13 protein-coding genes and 2 pseudogenes are annotated in these 16,583 nt (G+C 70.6%); 7 read left to right on the top strand and 8 right to left on the bottom strand.

Annotated elements, in window-relative coordinates:
• Positions 1 to 16 precede the first annotated feature (16 nt).
• A complete protein-coding gene (locus ABTV91_RS08055; protein WP_433854019.1) occupies positions 17 to 388 on the bottom strand; it encodes a helix-turn-helix domain-containing protein in 372 nt (123 codons plus the stop codon).
• Between the two features lie 230 nt (positions 389 to 618).
• Here ABTV91_RS08055 and ABTV91_RS08060 point away from each other — a divergent pair, with 230 nt between their 5' ends.
• Positions 619 to 990 carry a PilZ domain-containing protein gene (locus ABTV91_RS08060; RefSeq protein WP_433854020.1) on the top strand — a complete coding sequence of 124 codons (372 nt, stop codon included), beginning with the start codon at positions 619 to 621 and terminating at the stop codon, positions 988 to 990.
• 14 nt (positions 991 to 1,004) lie between these two features.
• Here the strand turns inward: ABTV91_RS08060 and ABTV91_RS08065 are convergent, their stop codons facing one another.
• Positions 1,005 to 1,802 carry an AraC family transcriptional regulator gene (locus tag ABTV91_RS08065; protein WP_433854021.1) on the bottom strand — a complete coding sequence of 266 codons (798 nt, stop codon included), beginning with the start codon at positions 1,800 to 1,802 and terminating at the stop codon, positions 1,005 to 1,007.
• A gap of 72 nt (positions 1,803 to 1,874) precedes the next feature.
• Here ABTV91_RS08065 and ABTV91_RS08070 point away from each other — a divergent pair, with 72 nt between their 5' ends.
• The 3 genes from ABTV91_RS08070 to ABTV91_RS08080 all read left to right on the top strand — a co-directional run bounded on the left by ABTV91_RS08070 (position 1,875) and on the right by ABTV91_RS08080 (position 5,943).
• Entirely contained in the window at positions 1,875 to 3,098 is a 1,224-nt protein-coding gene (locus tag ABTV91_RS08070) for an MFS transporter (protein WP_433854022.1), read from the top strand.
• Positions 3,099 to 3,230: 132 nt separating this feature from the next.
• Positions 3,231 to 3,710 carry a VOC family protein gene (locus tag ABTV91_RS08075; RefSeq protein WP_433854023.1) on the top strand — a complete coding sequence of 160 codons (480 nt, stop codon included), beginning with the start codon at positions 3,231 to 3,233 and terminating at the stop codon, positions 3,708 to 3,710.
• 139 nt (positions 3,711 to 3,849) lie between these two features.
• Positions 3,850 to 5,943: a M13 family metallopeptidase gene (locus tag ABTV91_RS08080; RefSeq protein ID WP_433854024.1), complete on the top strand. Its 2,094-nt coding sequence runs from the start codon at positions 3,850 to 3,852 to the stop codon at positions 5,941 to 5,943.
• Positions 5,944 to 6,115: 172 nt separating this feature from the next.
• Here the strand turns inward: ABTV91_RS08080 and ABTV91_RS08085 are convergent, their stop codons facing one another.
• Positions 6,116 to 6,469, bottom strand: a complete 354-nt coding sequence (locus tag ABTV91_RS08085) for a DUF2834 domain-containing protein (RefSeq protein WP_433854025.1) — start codon at positions 6,467 to 6,469, stop codon at positions 6,116 to 6,118.
• Between the two features lie 256 nt (positions 6,470 to 6,725).
• On the opposite strand from ABTV91_RS08085, the gene cls reads away from it, so the two are divergent.
• Positions 6,726 to 8,225, top strand: a complete 1,500-nt coding sequence (gene cls / locus ABTV91_RS08090) for a cardiolipin synthase (protein ID WP_433854026.1) — start codon at positions 6,726 to 6,728, stop codon at positions 8,223 to 8,225.
• An 18-nt stretch (positions 8,226 to 8,243) separates the two neighbouring features.
• Here cls and ABTV91_RS08095 read toward each other — a convergent pair whose 3' ends face one another.
• From ABTV91_RS08095 to ABTV91_RS08115, 5 genes and pseudogenes are all read right to left on the bottom strand, one after another.
• A complete protein-coding gene (locus ABTV91_RS08095; protein ID WP_433854027.1) occupies positions 8,244 to 8,864 on the bottom strand; it encodes an HD-GYP domain-containing protein in 621 nt (206 codons plus the stop codon).
• 90 nt (positions 8,865 to 8,954) lie between these two features.
• Positions 8,955 to 11,132: pseudogene (gene mfd / locus ABTV91_RS08100) on the bottom strand (transcription-repair coupling factor); the annotation flags it as partial.
• A gap of 126 nt (positions 11,133 to 11,258) precedes the next feature.
• Positions 11,259 to 12,548: pseudogene (locus ABTV91_RS08105) on the bottom strand (transcription-repair coupling factor); the annotation flags it as partial.
• A gap of 139 nt (positions 12,549 to 12,687) precedes the next feature.
• Complete coding sequence (locus ABTV91_RS08110) at positions 12,688 to 13,233, bottom strand: GNAT family N-acetyltransferase (RefSeq protein ID WP_153190733.1); 546 nt, start codon at positions 13,231 to 13,233, stop codon at positions 12,688 to 12,690.
• Between the two features lie 193 nt (positions 13,234 to 13,426).
• On the bottom strand, positions 13,427 to 14,284 hold the full coding sequence (locus ABTV91_RS08115) for a 23S rRNA (adenine(2030)-N(6))-methyltransferase RlmJ (RefSeq protein ID WP_433854028.1): 858 nt from the start codon (positions 14,282 to 14,284) through the stop codon (positions 13,427 to 13,429).
• A 45-nt stretch (positions 14,285 to 14,329) separates the two neighbouring features.
• On the opposite strand from ABTV91_RS08115, the gene creB reads away from it, so the two are divergent.
• Positions 14,330 to 15,022, top strand: a complete 693-nt coding sequence (gene creB / locus ABTV91_RS08120; protein ID WP_433854029.1) for a two-component system response regulator CreB — start codon at positions 14,330 to 14,332, stop codon at positions 15,020 to 15,022.
• A 118-nt stretch (positions 15,023 to 15,140) separates the two neighbouring features.
• On the top strand, positions 15,141 to 16,577 hold the full coding sequence (creC, locus tag ABTV91_RS08125) for a two-component system sensor histidine kinase CreC (protein ID WP_433854030.1): 1,437 nt from the start codon (positions 15,141 to 15,143) through the stop codon (positions 16,575 to 16,577).
• Positions 16,578 to 16,583 lie beyond the last annotated feature (6 nt).

The raw sequence follows: 16,583 nt of genomic DNA on the forward strand, positions 1-16,583 counted from the left end.
CGGCGTCGAGGGCAACTCAGTGCTTGCACTGGACGGGATTGTCGGCGCAGCGCGAGTTGTCGCGCACGGCGAGATCCTTGCCGACGCTGTAGCCGAACCAGGCCAATGCCAGCAAAAAGAGCATTGCCCAAGGGATGATCTTTTCAAGGTGACTGGGGTTCTGCATTGAAGCGGACGCTGCCTGCGGCGGCGTATCGGCTTGGAGTAATTGCACCGAATCGGCTTCCAACGCCGCAGCCACCGCCATCCGCGATTCATGCGAGGCCTTGCCCTCGGCTTCCAGCCGCTGCACGGTGCGCGCGCTCAGCCCGGCCACGGCGGCCAGGTGTTCCTGCGACCAGCCGCGCGCCTCGCGCAATGTCCTGATCCGGTTGGCGTCGATCTTCATCGGTTTCTCGTCCACGGTGACCGCCCGGCGATGGTAAGGGAGCCGGCACGTTGCCGCGACGCCGCGCGCCGGACCACGACAGCGGCACGCCAGATTCACGACAGGCCTTGCCGGCCAGGGCGTGCCGGGCGCGCGCCCGGCACGCCGCCGCGCCGGTGTCCGCCGGCCGGGCTATGCTTCGGCCACGGCGGCGGCGCGGCCGGCTTCCATCCAACGCACAGGGGAACCGCATGAACACGTCCACGGAACGACGCCATTTCTGGCGCGCACCCTTCCATTCGCCAGCCCGGCTGGTCCGCACCGACGGCAGCGTGCATGCCGGGCAGGTGCACGACGTATCGCTGAAGGGGGCGCTGTTCGAGGTGGATGCCGGCGGCGACTGCCGGCTGGACGAGCGCTGCCACCTGCAGGTCGACCTGTCCGAAGACACGCCGATCCGCATGCAGGCCACCGTGGTGCACGTGGAAGGGCGCAACGTCGGGCTGCGCTGCGACGAGATCGACCTGGACAGCATCACCGCGCTGCGCCGCGTGATCGAACTCAATGCCGCCGATCCGGCCCTGCTGGAACGCGAGCTCGGTGCGCTGGTGCGGCACGGCTGAGCGGGCGCGCGCGCTCAGCGGAAGAACCGGCTCGGCGTCAGCCCGAAGCGGCGCTTGAACATGGTGGCGAACGCGCTGGGGCTTTCGTAGCCCAGCGCCAGCGCCACGTCGATCACCTTCTCGCCGACCGCCAGCCGTTCCAGCGCGCGCAGCAGCCGTGCCTGCTGCCGCCACTGGCCGAAGGTCATGCCCAGTTCGCGCGCGCACAGGCGCTGGATGGTCTTTACATCGACCTGCAGGCGCGCGGCCCAGTCCTGCAGCGTGGAGGCGTCGTCCGGCTGCCGCTCCAGCCGCCGGCCGATCGCGCGCAGGCGCGGGTCGGCCGGTTCGGGCAGGTGCAACGGCAGTACCGGCAGGGTCTGCATCTCGTCCAGGATCAGGCGCATCAGGCGGCCGTCGCGCGAGTCCTCGACGTAGGGCTGGGCGACGCCGGCCGCGGCGCGGATCAGCGCCGCCAGCAGCGGCGTGACCGACACCGCCGAAGCGCCGGCCGGCGCCTGCGGCATGGCGGCCGGCGTGACATAGAGGCTGCGCATGCGTACCAGGCCGATGCAGTGCACCACATGGCCGGTGCCGGCGGGTATCCAGATCGCGCGCGTGCTGGGCACCACCCAGCGGCCCATGCCGGCGCGCACCACCAGCACGCCGCTCTCGGCATACACCAGCTGGTGGCGGTCGGGGTGGTGGTGCAGCGGGATCAGCGTGCCGGGCGCGTAGTCGCGGGCCTTGCAGTACACCGCCGTCTCCGGGCCCGCGGGCAGCGGAAGGCGCCGCCCGCGGCGGCCGCCGATGTCCTTTTCGAGAGGGTGCATGACCATATCGCGCAGGAAGGGCGTGGCCGGCGACTCTACCATGCGCGCCGCCCTCCACTGCCCGGTACCGCCATGTCCTCCGCCGTTCCTGTCGCCGCTTCTCCCACGGCCGCGCGCCGCCCGGTAGCGGTGGGCGTGCTGGCCGCGATCAGCGGCTCGCACCTGGTCAACGACATGATGCAGTCGCTGATCCTAGCGCTGTATCCGATCTTCAAGGGCCAGTTCCACCTGAGCTTCGCCCAGATCGGCCTGATCACCCTGACCTACCAGCTCACCGCCTCGCTGTTCCAGCCGCTGATCGGCCTGCGCACCGACCGCCGCCCGGCGCCGTACTCCCTGCCGATGGGCATGGCCTCGACCCTGTGCGGCCTGCTGCTGCTGGCCTACGCGCCGAACTTCGCCACGGTGCTGGCCGCGGCGATGCTGGTGGGCATCGGCTCGGCGATCTTCCATCCCGAGTCCTCGCGCATCGCGCGGCTGGCCTCGGGCGGGCGCCATGGCCTGTCGCAGTCGGTGTTCCAGCTCGGCGGCAACGCCGGCACCGCCATCGGCCCGCTGCTGGCCGCGGCGGTGATCGCGCCCAACGGCCAGCGCAGCGTGGCGTGGTTCGGGGGCGCGGCGCTGATCGGCATCGGCCTGCTTACCTATGTGGGCCGCTGGTATCAGCAGCACCTGGCCGTCAGTGCCAGCCGGCCGAAGGCGGGCACGGCCGGCAGCGGACCGCTCCTGCCCAGGCGCACCGTGGCCTGGGTGATCGCGGTGCTGCTGGTGCTGATCTTCAGCAAGTACTTCTACATCGCCGGCCTGAGCAGCTACTACACGTTCTACCTGATGCAGAAGTTCCACGTATCGGTGCAGGGCGCGCAGCTGCACCTGTTCGGGTTCCTGCTGGCGTCGGCGGCGGGCACGCTGATCGGCGGGCCGGTCGGCGACCGCATCGGCCGCAAGCCGGTGATCTGGGCCTCGATCCTGGGCGTGGCGCCGTTCGCGCTGATCCTGCCCTACGCCAACCTGGAATGGACGACGGTGCTGACCCTGGTCATCGGCTTCGTCCTGTCCTCGGCGTTCTCGGCCATCTTGGTCTACGCGCAGGAACTGATGCCGCACCGCATCGGCACCGTCTCGGGCCTGTTCTTCGGCTTCGCCTTCGGCATGGGCGGGCTGGGCGCGGCGGTGCTGGGCGTGCTGGCCGACCACACCAGCATCGAGTGGGTCTACAAGGCGATCTCGTTCCTTCCGCTGCTGGGCATCGTGGCGGCGCTGCTGCCGCGGCCGCCCGCCCGGCCGGCGGCCTGAATCCGCAGGCGGCGTGCGTCCATGTCGCCGTGACGGCGGGTTGGCGGGCGCTGCGCTACGATCGCAGCGCCTGGCGCCGTGGCGCGTGCGCGTCGTTGCGCCGGTGCGCCTTCCCGAACGAGGACCACCGCGATGGCCAGCAAGAATACGATCTGCCTCTGGTACGACGGCGCCGCCCTGGAGGCGGCCACCTTCTACGCCGCGACCTTTCCCGACAGCCGGGTAGGGGCCGTGCACCGCGCGCCCGGCGACTATCCCTCCGGCAAGCAGGGCGATGTGCTGACGGTTGAATTCACCGTGATGGGCATCCCGTGCCTGGGCCTGAACGGCGGTCCGGCGTTCCGCCACAGCGAGGCGTTCTCGTTCCAGGTCGCCACCGAGGACCAGGCCGAAACCGACCGCCTGTGGGACGCGATCGTCGGCAACGGCGGTGAGGAAAGCGCCTGCGGCTGGTGCCGCGACAAATGGGGCCTGTCGTGGCAGATCACGCCGCGCGTGCTGTCCGAGGCGATCGCCGATCCCGACCCGGCCGCGGCCAAGCGTGCGTTCGAGGCGATGATGGACATGCGCAAGATCGACATCGCCACGATCGAGGCGGCGCGCCGCGGTTGACGCGGTTCGCGCGCCGGCGCCTGCCGGCGTGCATGACCTCGTGCATGACCTTCGGCCTATCCGGCCTGGCGTGGCATCGCCTACGCTCGGGGATTGGCCGCGCGCTGCGCGGCGTTCCCTGCAAGGCCGGAGATTCCGCATGACCCTTTCCAAGCTCGTCCCGTTGTCCCTCACCGTCGCCATCGCCGCCTCGCTGGCGGCCTGCGGCAAGACCGAGGCCCCGGCCGCGCCGGCCGAAGCCGCCAAGCCGGCCTTCGACCTGTCCAGGATCACCACCCCGTCGGTGGCGTTCAACGCCGCCGACGTGGACCCGGCCGTATCCGCCTGTACCGACCTCAACGGCTTCGTCAACGGCAAGTGGCTCAAGGCCAACCCGGTGCCGGGCGACCAGGTGACCTGGGGCAGCTTCGAGATCCTGCGCGAGCGCTCGCTGGAAGTGCAGCACGCGCTGGTCGAGCAGGCCGCCGCGGCCAACGCCAAGGCCGGCACGGTGCAGGCGCAGATCGGCGACATCTGGAAGACCGGTTCGGACGAGGCCGCCATCGAGGCCGCCGGCATCACGCCGCTGCAGCCGGAGCTGGACCGGATCGCCGCGCTCAACGACACCGCCGCCATCGCCGGCTACCTGCGCGACGCCTACGCGCAGGGCCAGGGCTTCCTGTTCTCGCTGTACGCCAGCCCGGACTTCAAGGATTCGGGCAACGTCATCGCCTACGTCGGCCAGGGCGGCCTGGGCCTGCCGGAGAAGGGTTACTACTTCGACGAATCGCAGGCCAAGATCCGCGAGGCCTACGTGGCCTACATCGAACAGATGCTGGCCCTGTCCGGCGTGGACGCCGCGCAGGCGAAGGAACAGGCCAGGGCGGTGATGGAATTCGAAACGCGACTGGCCAAGGCCTCGCTGTCGCGCATCGAACTGCGCGACCCGGCCAAGCGCTACAACCCGGTCAGCGCCGCCGATGCCGACAAGCAGACCCCGAACTTCAGCTGGACCGCGCTGTTCGACACGCTGAAGGTGCCGGCCAAGGACAAGTTCTCGCTGGCGCAGCCGGGCTTCTTCGGCGAAGTGGACAAGATGCTGGCCGACGTGCCGGCCGCGACCTGGCAGGCCTACCTGCGCTTCCACACCGTGGACAACGCCGCGCCGTACCTGAGCAAGGCCTTCGAGCAGGCCAACTTCGACTTCTTCAGCAAGACCCTGCGCGGCCAGCAGGAGATGCAGCCGCGCTGGAAGCGCGTGCTGGAATCGGTGAATGGCGCGATGGGCGAGGCGCTGGGCCAGCTGTACGTGGACGCGGTGTTCCCGGCCGAGTCCAAGGTGGCCATGCAGCACCTGGTGGAGAACCTGTCGGCGGCGCTGAAGACGCGCCTGGAAAACCTGCCGTGGATGGGCGAGGAGACCAGGAAGAAGGCGCTGGAGAAGTGGGCCAGCTTCACCCCGAAGATCGGCTACCCGGACAAGTGGCGCGACTGGTCGGGCCTGACCACCAAGGACGACAGCTACCTGGGCAACATGCAGGCCGCGCGCGCGTTCAACTACCGCTACATGCTCGACAAGATCGGCAAGCCGGTGGACAGGACCGAATGGGGCATGACCCCGCAGACGGTCAACGCCTACTACAACGCGACCAAGAACGAGATCGTGTTCCCGGCCGCGATCCTGCAGCCGCCGTTCTTCGACGCCAAGGCCGATCCGGCGCTGAACTACGGCGGCATCGGCGCGGTGATCGGCCACGAGATGATGCACGGCTACGACGACTCGGGCAGCCAGTTCGCCGCCAATGGCAACTTCGACAACTGGTGGACCGACGCCGACCGCAGCGCCTTCACCAGCCGCACCGACCAGCTGGTCGCGCAGTTCGACGGCTATGAAGCGCTGCCGGGCGCGAACGTGAAGGGCAAGCTGACCCTGGGCGAGAACATCGGCGACCTCGGCGGCCTGACCGTGGCCTACGACGCGCTGCAGATGGCGCTCAAGGAAGACCCGTCGAAGAACGTGGCGGTGGACGGCTACAGCGAGGACCAGCGCTTCTTCATGAACTGGGCCACGGTGTGGCGCCGCAACTTCACCGAGGGCGAGCTGCGCGTGCGCCTGAACACCGACCCGCACGCACCGGCCAACTTCCGCGCCAACGGCGCGCCGTCGAACATGCCGTCCTTCGCCGCCGCGTTCCAGTGCAAGGCGGGCGACGCGATGGTGCGCGGCGACGACAAGCGCGTGGTGATCTGGTAACGGCCGCAATCCCGACTGGCAAAAAACGGAAAGCCCGGCATCTGCCGGGCTTTTCGTTTCCGCCTGCCGTATGGCGCATGCCAGCCGACTGTCAGTGGGATCGGTGGCCCGAGATCGCGGGGCCGACAATCCGGTGGTGGCCTGCACCGGCCGCGCTGCTGGCGCGCGTGGGTCAGATCGGTCCGCGACGCGGGTCCGGCCCGGCGGAACCGTCGGTTCCCGCCGCGCGATGCCGCTCGCGGAGAAACAGGAAAAACGGCAGCGCCAGCGAAGGGCCGACCACGAGGCACGCAAGCGGCAGCCACAGCCGTGGCATCGCCAGCCTGCGTCCCTCGGCGACTACGAGTACGGCGACGGCGATGCCGGAAACGAGCACGTCCGACCATGCGAATGCGGCGATGTGCCCGGTCGTGGCCTGCTGCAGCAGGAGCGGCACGTCGAGGCCATGCGCACGAAGCCACGGAACGAACTGCCACAAGGGCAGGGCCGTACCGGCGATGCAGAGAAGAAGGTAGATCAGCTGCATGTCGTCTCCTGGCGAGGGGGGGGCGCCGCGCCGCAGGACGGCGCCGGCTGGATGGGGTGCCGGACGCCGGATCCGGTGCGTGATCGGCTGCTGCCGGCCCGCGGGGTGCGTTTCATCGGTGTTCCATTGTGCTGCAGGCATCCTGCCTCCGGGTAGCGCCGCGATGCATCCACGCCGGGGATGTTGGAAGCGCGGCGGCCGTGCTATTGATCCGCCACGCCCTGAGAAGGCGCATCGTCGATCATCGGGAGGCCGCATGGTGCCGGAAGCGGGCGGAGCGCACGCCACGCTGCAATGGGGAATCACCGCCGTCGCGTTCGTCGCGCACCTGCTGGTCGCCGCGCGCGCGCTGACCCGCGCCAACCGCGCGCCGGCCTCGCGCGCGGCGTGGGTGGCGGTGGTGATGCTCGCGCCGGTGGTGGGCATGGTCGCGTACCTGCTGCTGGGCGAGACCAGCATCGGCCGCGCGCGGTTCCGCCGCGTGGAGCAGGCGCTGCGGCGGATGGGCGCGGCCGCCGCGGCGATGGCGCCGGCCGCGCCCGTCGCGGTGGCGGACAACGCGGTGCCGCTGCTGGAACTGGCGCGCACGATCAACGGCCTGCCGGCGGTGGGCGGCAACCGGGTGGCGCTGCTGGGCGACGCCGACAGCGCCGCCGACGCGCCGGAAAACGACTGCCGCCGCGCGCTGGACGCGCTGGTGGCCGACATCGAACAGGCTCGCGAGAGCGTGCACATCGCCTTCTACATCTGGCTGGACGACGACGCCGGCGGCCGCGTCGCCGACGCGGTGGCCGCCGCCGCGCGGCGCGGGGTGGCGTGCCGGGTGATGGTCGATGCGCTGGGCTCGCGCGCCTTCATCGACGGACGGCGCTGGAAACAGCTGGGCCAGGCCGGGGTGAAGCGGCTGAAGACGCTGGACGACATCAACCGCCTGCAGCACATGGCGTTCAGCCGCATGGACCTGCGCGACCACCGCAAGATCGTGGTGATCGACAACCGCGTCGCCTACAGCGGCAGCCAGAACTGCGCCGATCCGGAGTTCCGGGTGAAGCCGGCCTGCGCGCCGTGGATCGACCTGCTGCTGCGCTGCGAAGGCCCGGTGGTGGCGCAGGTCCAGTTCCTGTTCCTCAGCGGCTGGATCCCGGAGACCGGCGAAACCGGGCTGGACGGCTACGCGGCCGCGGCCGCGCATGCCTGGCACGACGACGGCTGCGTGGCGGCCGCGTTCGAGACCGGCCCGATCGCGCGCCACAACGCCATGGCCGACATGTTCGTGGCGTGCATCTACGCCGCGCGGCGCGAGCTGGTGATCACCACGCCGTACTTCGTGCCGGACGAATCCATCCTGCGCGCGATCTGCGCGGCGCCGCGGCGCGGCGTGCGCACGACCCTGGTGCTGCCGCGCCGCAACGACTCGTGGCTGGTCGGCCAGGCCAGCCGCAGTACCTATGCCGACCTGCTGCAATGCGGCGTCGCGGTGCACGAATACCCGCTGGGCCTGCTGCACGCCAAGTCGATGACCATCGACGGCCAGATCAGTCTGGTGGGCTCGGCCAACATCGACCGCCGAAGCCTGGAACTCAATTTCGAGAACAGCCTGCTGGTCGCCGACGCGGGCGTCACCGCCGCGATCCGCCGGCGCCAGGAGAAGTACCTGTCGGTGTCGGTACGGGTGACCCAGGAACAGGTGGAGGGCTGGTCGTTCGCCAGGCGGCTGGTGCAGAACGCGGTGGCGATGATGTCGCCGGTGCTGTGAGCGCGCCGGCGCCGCGGTTCAGCCGGCCGGGCGGTCGCGCCCGCGCAGCAGGCCGCGGAACTCGCCGAACAGGCGCGCGTCGATCAACCGGTTCTTCTCGCGGTCGAGGATGGCCAGCGCATCACCGGCGTCCATCGGGGCGCGGTAGGGGCGGCGCGAGGTCAGCGCGTCGTAGCCGTCGGCGATGGTGAGGATGCGCGCTTCCAGCGGAATGTCCTCGCCCTGCAGTCCATGCGGGTAACCGCTGCCGTCCCAGGCTTCGTGGTGGTGCAGGATCAGCCGCGCCACGGCGGCGGCATCGTCGCGGCCGGTGGCGGCGAACAGGCGCGCGCCGCGCTCGGGATGGGTGCGCATCTTCTCCATGCGCGGTTCGTCCAGGCGGCCGGGATGCAGCAGCACGTCGTCGCGGATGCCGATCTTGCCGACGTCGTGGAACCGCGCGGCCAGCGCCAACTGTTCCAGCTGCGCGCCGGACAGGCCGCAGCGCTCGCCCAGGCCGTGCGCGAGCAGGCAAACGCGGTCGCAGTGCTGGTCGGTGTAGCTGTCCCGTTCGTCCAGCGCGGTGGCGAGCACCGCAATGCCGCAGCTGTCGTTTTCAGGCGGGATGGACAGGCCCGGGGCCGGGGGAATCGAGAACATGGAGCGCTGCACCGCGCGGAAGACGGCCTGGCCAGGAGGAAGGCGGGCATTGTCCCCGCCGCCTCCGGTCCTGGCAAACCTCACACCCGCTCACGCCGGCCGCAGGGTGGTCAGCAGCGCGCGCGCGGCGTTGAAGCGGTCCGCGCTTTCCGGCAGCGGATGGCGGATGCGCAGCTTGTCCGGGCCGTCCATCTGGTACAGCTTCGGCTGCTTCTGGATCAGCTGGATCACCGCCATCGGGTCGATGTCCGGCTTGGCTTCGAACACGATGCGGCCGCCGTTCCCGCCCAGTTCCAGCTTGCGGATGCCCAGCGCGTTGGCCTGCAGCTTGAGCTCGGCGATGGCGAACAGGTGCTTGACCGCATCCGGCAGCAGGCCGAAACGGTCGATCATCTCCACCTGCAGCTCGCGCAGGGCGGCGCTGTCGCGCGCGGAGCTGATGCGCTTGTACAGGGTCAGGCGCGTATGCACGTCGGGCAGGTAGTCTTCCGGAATCAGCGCCGGCACGTGCAGCTCGACCTCGGCGCCGCGTACTTCCTCGCCGCTGTCCAGGTCGGGCAGCTTGCCGGCCTTGATCGAACGCACCGCGCGTTCGAGCAGCTCGGTGTACAGGCTGAAACCGACCTCGGCCATCTGCCCGCTCTGGTCCTCGCCGAGCAGTTCGCCGGCGCCGCGGATTTCCAGGTCGTGCGTGGCCAGGGTGAAGCCGGCGCCGAGTTCGTCCATCGAGGCGATGGCATCCAGCCGCTTCTGCGCGTCGGGCGTGATCGAGCGCTTGTCCGGCACCACCAGGTAGGCGTAGGCGCGGTGGTGCGAACGGCCGACGCGGCCGCGCAGCTGGTGCAGCTGCGCCAGGCCGAAGCGGTCGGCGCGGTTGATGATGATGGTGTTGGCGTTGGGGATGTCGATGCCCGATTCGATGATGGTGCTGGCCAGCAGCACGTTGAAGCGCTGCTTCTGGAAATCCAGCATCACCTTTTCCAGCTCGCGCTCGGGCATCTGGCCGTGGGCCATGCCGATGCGCGCCTCGGGCACCAGCTCGGACAGCTCGCGCTGCATCCGGCCCATGCTCTCCACGTCGTTGTGCAGGAAGTACAGCTGGCCGCCGCGCGACAGTTCGCGCTGGAACGCCTCGCGCAGCTGCGCGTTGTCCCACTGGGTGACGAAGGTCTGCACCGCCAGCCGGTTCGGCGGCGGCGTGGCGATGATCGACAGGTCGCGCAGCCCGGCCATGGCCATGTTGAGCGTGCGCGGGATCGGCGTGGCGGTGAGCGTGAGCAGGTGCACGTTGGCGCGCATCGCCTTGAGCGCTTCTTTCTGGCGCACGCCGAAACGCTGCTCCTCGTCGACGATGACCAGGCCAAGGTCCTTGAACTTCACGTCCGGCTGCAGCAGCCGGTGGGTGCCGACGATCACGTCGATGCCGCCTTCGGCCACCTTGTCCAGCTCGGCCTTGATTTCCCTGGTGCTCTTGAAGCGCGAGAGCACTTCCACCTTGAGCGGGTAATCGGCGAAGCGGTCGCGGAAATTGCGGTAGTGCTGCTCGGCCAGCAGCGTGGTGGGCACCAGCACGGCGACCTGCTTGCCGCCGCTGGCGGCGGCGAAGGCGGCGCGCACCGCCACCTCGGTCTTGCCGAAGCCGACGTCGCCGCAGACCACGCGGTCCATCGGCTGGCTGGACTGCAGGTCGCGCAGGGTGGCCTCGATCGCGGCCAGCTGGTCGGGTGTTTCCTCGAACGGAAAACCGGCGGCGAACGGCTCGTACATGGCGCGGTCGATGTCCAGCGCCAGGCCGGCGCGGGCCTGGCGCCGCGCCTGGATCTCCAGCAGCTCGGCGGCGACGTCGCGCACCTTCTCGGCGGCCTTGCGCTTGGCCTTGGCCCACTGCTCGCCGCCCAGCGAATGCAGCGGCGCGGTTTCCGGCGAGGCGCCGGAGTAGCGGCTGATCAGGTGCAGCTGCGCCACCGGCACGTACAGGCGGTCGCCCTTGGCGTATTCGATTTCCAGGAACTCGCCGGGCATGCCGCCGACGTCCATCGCGATCAGCCCGCGGTAGCGGCCGACGCCATGGTCTTCGTGCACGATGGGCGCACCCTCGGTCAGCTCGCCGAGGTCGCGGATGATCGCTTCCGGCTCACGCCCGGCGCGGCGGGTGCGGCGCGGCTGGCCGGCGCGTTCGGGAAACAGCTGGCGCTCGGTGAGCACGGCCAGCGCCGGTTCGGCCAGGGCGAAGCCATCGTCCAGCGGCGCCACGGTGATGGCGAAGCGCGGTAATAGCCCCTCTCCCTCCGGGAGAGGGGTTGGGGAGAGGGTACGGGGCGCAAGCCCACTTGTGCTCTGGCTGCGCAAGGCTTCGCCCGTACCCCCATCCGGCCCTTCGGGCCACCTTCCCCCGAGGGGAGAAGGGAGAAACGCTGCGAAATCCGGCATCACCTGCGGCCGCAGGTCCGATGCCGCAAGCACTTCCAGCAGCGCCTCGCGGCGGCCCGGCGAATCGGCGGCGACCAGCACCCGGCCGGGGTAGTGGTCGAGGAAGGACTTCAACGCCTGCCCGGCCGGCGCGTCCTTGGCGGCCACCGGCAACGGCGGCAGCGGCTGGTCGCCCAGCGCCTGCGCCTCGGCGATGCGCGGGTGGTCAGCGGGCCATACTTCCACGCGCGGCTGCCGGTTGAACTGCTCGCGCAGGCTGTCCGGCGACTGGTAGATCTCCTCCGGCGGCAGCAGCGGCCGCTCGATGTCGTGGCGGCGCTGCTCGTAACGGCCGCGGGTCTGTTCCCAGAACGCGTCGGCCGCTTCGCCGACGCCGGGCGCGACCACCGTCAGGAAGCCCTCGGGCAGATAGTCGAACAGCGTGGCGGTTTTGTTGAAGAACAGCGGCAGGAAGTATTCGATGCCCGCGGGCAGCACGCCGGCCTTCAGGTCCTGGTAGAGCGGGCTACGCCGGGTATCGACGTCGAAGCGCTCGCGCAGCGCCGCCAGCACCTTCGCCAGGCTGGCCTCGTCCATCGGCACTTCGCGGCCGGGCAGCATCTTCACCGCGGCGACCTTGTCCAGCGAGCGCTGCGTTTCCGGATCGAACTCGCGGATCGAGTCGATGTCCTCGTCCAGCAGCTCGATGCGCAGCGGCGCGTCGGCGCCCATCGGGTAGACGTCGAGCAGGCCGCCGCGCACGGCGAAATCGCCCGGGTCCATCACCTGCGGCACGTTGCGGTAGCCGGCGCTTTCCAGCCGGCGCTTCTCCGCGTCCATGTCCAGGCGCTGGCCGACCTGCAGGTCGAAACTGCCGCCGACGATGTGGCTCAGCGGCGCCAGCCGCTGCAGCAGGGTCTGCACCGGCACCACGACGATGCCACGCGCCAGCGTGGGCAGGCGGTGCAGCGCGGCCAGGCGCTGGGAAATGATGTCCGGGTGCGGGCTGAACCGGTCGTAGGGCAGGGTTTCCCAGTCCGGGAACGGCACCACCGGCAGTGCGCCGGCGTCGCCGAGCAGGGTCTGCAGGTCGGCGACGGCCTGGTGCGCGCCGTGGTTGTCGCGGGTGACCAGCAGCAGCGGCTTGCCGTGCGCCTGCGCGGCGCGGGCCACGTGCCAGGCCAGCGCGCTGGTCGATGCGGGGGCGCGCCACCAGGCGCGGAGCTGGCCCGCGCGGGGCAGCGGCGGAACGGGGTAGGGGGTGGGAAGCGACATGACGTCGCCGATTTTATAGGAGTGAGTGAAGAGGAGTGAGGAGTGAGAAAAGGCAGGAACAAAAGCGGTCATCTCCGTGCAGGTGGAGACCGCTCCTGCTTCTTCTCACTCCTCACTCCTCTTCACTCACACCTGGCCCTCAGCTGCCCAGTTCCAGCACCATGCGCACCAGCCCCGGCGTGCCGGACGGGTGCGGCACCTGCTTGAAGCCCAGCGAGGCGGCCAGCTGCAGCATCGGTTCGTTGTCCTGGGCGATGTCACCGTACATGCGGTCCAGGTATTTGCCGCGCGCCCACTTGACCAGCTTGCGCATCAGCTGCCGGCCCAGGCCCTGGCCGGCGAGGAAGCGGCTGACCAGAATGGCGTACTCGGCGTCGCGGGTGCCGGGGATGATCGAGGCCCGCGCCACCGCGCCGACCACGGCTTCGCCTGGCGGCAACGGCTCGGCCGCGACCAGCGAGATTTCGGTTTTCGGGTTCGGATGGGTCAGGCGCTGGGCGGTTTCGTCCGACAGCACGTCCACGGCCTGCAGGAAGCGGTCGCGGACTTCTTCCGGCCCGAACAGCGCGAACGCGCCCTGCAGCGGTGCGCCGTCCTCGGGGCGGATCGGGCGGATGAGCAGTTCCCGGCCGCTGGGAGCCTTGAAGTTTTCATGCCACGGGGGCATGCGGTTGCGGGTAGCCATGACTGCGGTTCCTCCAGAGTCCGCCGATTCTTGCACCTGCAGCGTGAGGTTCTGTGAACGCGATTCAACCGTGGCGACTGGCCGGGAGCAGCGGATTTCCGCTGCCGGCGCGCCGCCGGCCGCATCCGGCACAAGCCTGGATGCCCCGGGCGCGGACCGTGTCGCCTCCTGCGGCGGACCGTGCCCGGCGGGCTCACTCCCCGCTCTTGAGCCACTCCAGCCGCGTCGATGCCCCGGCTTCGCCCAGTTCGCGCTGCAGGACCGGCAGCGCCGGCGCCAGCGCCTGGTCGAACTGCCAGGGCGGGTTGAGCAGCAGCATGCCGCTGCCGTTCAGGCGCAGCGGCGAGTCGTCCGGGCGCACCATCAGCTCGGCCAGCAGCGCCGACTTCACCGGCAGCGCGGCCGCCTTGCGGAAGAACGGCAGCAGGCTGCGGCGCTGCTTGATCGGGTACCACACCGCGCACTGGGCCTGCGGCATGCGCGCCAGGATCTCGCGCAGGGTGGCGATGATCAGCGGGTATTCGGCGTCCTGCGCCTCGTAGGGCGGGTCGATCAGCACCAGGGCGCGGCCGATCTTGGTGGCGCCAGCCTTGGGTGGCAGCAGGGCGCGGATGCTGTCGTAGCCGTTGGCGGCCAGCACCTGCACGCGGCGGTCGCGGGCGAACAGCTCCTTCAGCGCCGCCGCTTCCTCCGGCTGCAGCTCGCAGGCGGCCAGGCGGTCCTGCTCGCGCAGGGCCTGGGCGGCCAGCAGCGGCGAACCGGGGTAGGCGATCAGTCCGCCGACCGGGTTGTTGGCCTGGATCGCGCGCAGGTAGCGCTCGACCACCTCCGGCAGGGTCGGCGCGGCCATCAGCCGGCTGATGCCTTCGTCGGCCTCGGCGGTCTTGCGGCTTTCCTCGGCCGACAGCAGGTAGCGGCCGCGGCCGGCATGGGTGTCGAGCACAAAGAACGGCGCGTCCTTGCGCCTGAGCGCGTCTATCAGGGCGAGCAGGACGATGTGCTTGAGCACGTCGGCGTGGTTGCCGGCGTGGAAGGCGTGGCGGTAGTTCATCGGCGCAGTGTACGGGCGCCGCCCGGGGGCGGCTATGCTGGCGCCATGTCCGAACAGCCCGCCCGCGTGCTCGTCGTGGAAGACGAGACCGCCATCGCCGATACCGTCCTGTACGCGCTGCGCAGCGAGGGCCACGTCGCCGAGCACTGCGCGCTGGGCGCGCAGGCGCTGGAGCGGCTGCGCGCCGGCGGCATCGACGTGGTGGTGCTGGACGTGGGCCTGCCCGATGTGGGCGGGTTCGAGGTCTGCCGCCAGCTGCGCACGTTCAGCCAGGTGCCGGTGATCTTCCTCACCGCGCGCAACGACGAGTTCGACCGGGTGCTGGGCCTGGAACTGGGCGCGGACGATTACGTGGGCAAGCCGTTCTCGCCGCGCGAACTGGTGGCGCGGGTGCGCGCGCGCCTGCGGCGGCCGGCGCAGGCGGCGCCGGCCGAGGCGGGCTGGGTGCGGCAGGGCGCGTTCGCGATCGACCGCGAGGGCCGGCGGGTGCGCTACCGCGACGTGCTGCTGGACCTGACCCGCTACGAGTACGCGCTGCTGGCGGCGCTGATGCAGCGGCCGGGGGCGATCCTCAGCCGCGCGCAGCTGATGGAACGCGGCTGGGACCACGCCAGCGACAGCGCCGACCGCACGGTGGATACGCACGTGAAGACCCTGCGCGCGAAGCTGCGCGCGGCGGGGGCGCAGGACGATCCGATCCGCACGCACCGGGGCGTGGGGTATGCGCTGGATGTCTGAGGTTTTCCATGGGCTGGAGACGCTGCTTTCTAAGCCCCTCTCCCTGTGGGAGAGGGGTTGGGGAGAGGGACGACGGCGTCCGGATGTGGGATTGCTCCAGAAACGAAGGCAGCGATAAATGCGCCTCGGCCTGAAACTCTTCCTCGGCTTCTTCCTGATCGTCGGCATCGCCGCGTTCTTCGTGATGCGCGTGTTCGTCGACGAGGTCAAGCCGGGCGTGCGCCAGGCCATGGAATCCACCCTGGTGGACGCGGCCAATGTGCTGGCGGTGATGGCCGGGCCGGACCTGAAGGCTGGGCGTATCGCCGATGGCCGCTTCGCCGCGCAGATGGCGACCGCGCAGCGCCGCGATCCGCGCGCGATGGTGTGGCGTTTCCCCAAGCGCAGCATCGATTACCGGGTCACCGTGACCGACGCGCGCGGCATCGTCGTCTACGACTCGCGCGGCCAGGACGTGGGCCGCGACAACTCGCGCTGGAACGATGTCTACCGCACCCTGCGCGGCCAGTACGGCGCCCGTTCCAGCCCGGGCACGCCGGGCGACGCGGACAGCACGGTGATGCACGTGGCCGCGCCGGTCTACGACCCGGCCGACGGGCGCACCCTGATCGGCGTGCTGACCCTGGCCCAGCCCAACGACAGCATCGACCCGTTCATCACCGCCAGCCAGCGCGCCATCGTCGCGCGCGGGGCGTGGCTGATCGGCTCGGCGGCGCTGATCGGGCTGCTGATGACCTGGTGGCTGGCGCGCGGCATCGGCGGGTTGAGCCGCTACGCGAAGGCGGTCAGCGCCGGCGAGCCGGTACCGCCGCCGAAGCCGCGCGGCGACGAGATCGGCGACCTCGGCCGGGCGCTGGAGACCATGCGCCGCAAGCTCGAGGGCAAGGCCTACGTCGAGCAGTACGTGCAGTCGCTCACGCACGAGATGAAGAGCCCGCTGGCGGCGATCCGCGGCGCGGCCGAACTGCTGCAGGAACCGCTGCCCGAAGCCGAGCGGCAGCGCTTCGCCGCCAACATCGCGCAGCAGGAGCGGCGCCTGACCGAGACCATCGACCAGCTGCTGCGGCTGGCGGAAGTGGAGCAGCACGGTTGGCTGCAGCGCCGCACCGCGGTGGACCTGTCCGCGCTGTGCCGGCAACTGGGTGAGGACGCGGCGCCGCGGCTGCAGGCGGCGCGGCTGTCGCTGCACTGCGAACTGCCCGCGCGCGCACCGGTGCAGGGCGATGCGTTCCTGCTGCGGCAGGCGCTGGACAACCTGCTGGACAACGCCATCGCGTTCTCGCCGGCGGGCGGGCGGATCGCGCTGCGGCTGGCCGCGCAGGACGCAGGCTGGGACGTGGCCCTGTCCGACCAGGGGCCGGGCGTGCCGGACTACGCGCGGGAGCGGGTGTTCGAGCGGTTCTATTCGCTGGCCCGTCCCGGCAGCGGGCAGCGCAGTTCGGGCCTGGGCCTGCCGTTCGTGGCCGAGGTCGCGCGCCTGCACGGCGGCCATGCGCGCCTGCGCAACCGCGTGGAGGGCGGTGCGGAGGCGAGCCTGTGGTTGCCAATGACGTAGGTGTCG

This window comes from Stenotrophomonas nitritireducens, from assembly GCF_050984405.1.
Taxonomy (GTDB): domain Bacteria; phylum Pseudomonadota; class Gammaproteobacteria; order Xanthomonadales; family Xanthomonadaceae; genus Stenotrophomonas; species Stenotrophomonas nitritireducens_B.

Coding starts and splice junctions, on each gene's coding strand:
- ABTV91_RS08055 (WP_433854019.1), bottom strand. CDS start 388: ATGAAGATCGACGCCAACCGGATCAGGACATTGCGCGAGGCGCGCGGC.
- ABTV91_RS08060 (WP_433854020.1), top strand. CDS start 619: ATGAACACGTCCACGGAACGACGCCATTTCTGGCGCGCACCCTTCCAT.
- ABTV91_RS08065 (WP_433854021.1), bottom strand. CDS start 1,802: ATGCACCCTCTCGAAAAGGACATCGGCGGCCGCCGCGGGCGGCGCCTT.
- ABTV91_RS08070 (WP_433854022.1), top strand. CDS start 1,875: ATGTCCTCCGCCGTTCCTGTCGCCGCTTCTCCCACGGCCGCGCGCCGC.
- ABTV91_RS08075 (WP_433854023.1), top strand. CDS start 3,231: ATGGCCAGCAAGAATACGATCTGCCTCTGGTACGACGGCGCCGCCCTG.
- ABTV91_RS08080 (WP_433854024.1), top strand. CDS start 3,850: ATGACCCTTTCCAAGCTCGTCCCGTTGTCCCTCACCGTCGCCATCGCC.
- ABTV91_RS08085 (WP_433854025.1), bottom strand. CDS start 6,469: ATGCAGCTGATCTACCTTCTTCTCTGCATCGCCGGTACGGCCCTGCCC.
- cls (WP_433854026.1), top strand. CDS start 6,726: ATGGTGCCGGAAGCGGGCGGAGCGCACGCCACGCTGCAATGGGGAATC.
- ABTV91_RS08095 (WP_433854027.1), bottom strand. CDS start 8,864: ATGTTCTCGATTCCCCCGGCCCCGGGCCTGTCCATCCCGCCTGAAAAC.
- ABTV91_RS08110 (WP_153190733.1), bottom strand. CDS start 13,233: ATGGCTACCCGCAACCGCATGCCCCCGTGGCATGAAAACTTCAAGGCT.
- ABTV91_RS08115 (WP_433854028.1), bottom strand. CDS start 14,284: ATGAACTACCGCCACGCCTTCCACGCCGGCAACCACGCCGACGTGCTC.
- creB (WP_433854029.1), top strand. CDS start 14,330: ATGTCCGAACAGCCCGCCCGCGTGCTCGTCGTGGAAGACGAGACCGCC.
- creC (WP_433854030.1), top strand. CDS start 15,141: ATGCGCCTCGGCCTGAAACTCTTCCTCGGCTTCTTCCTGATCGTCGGC.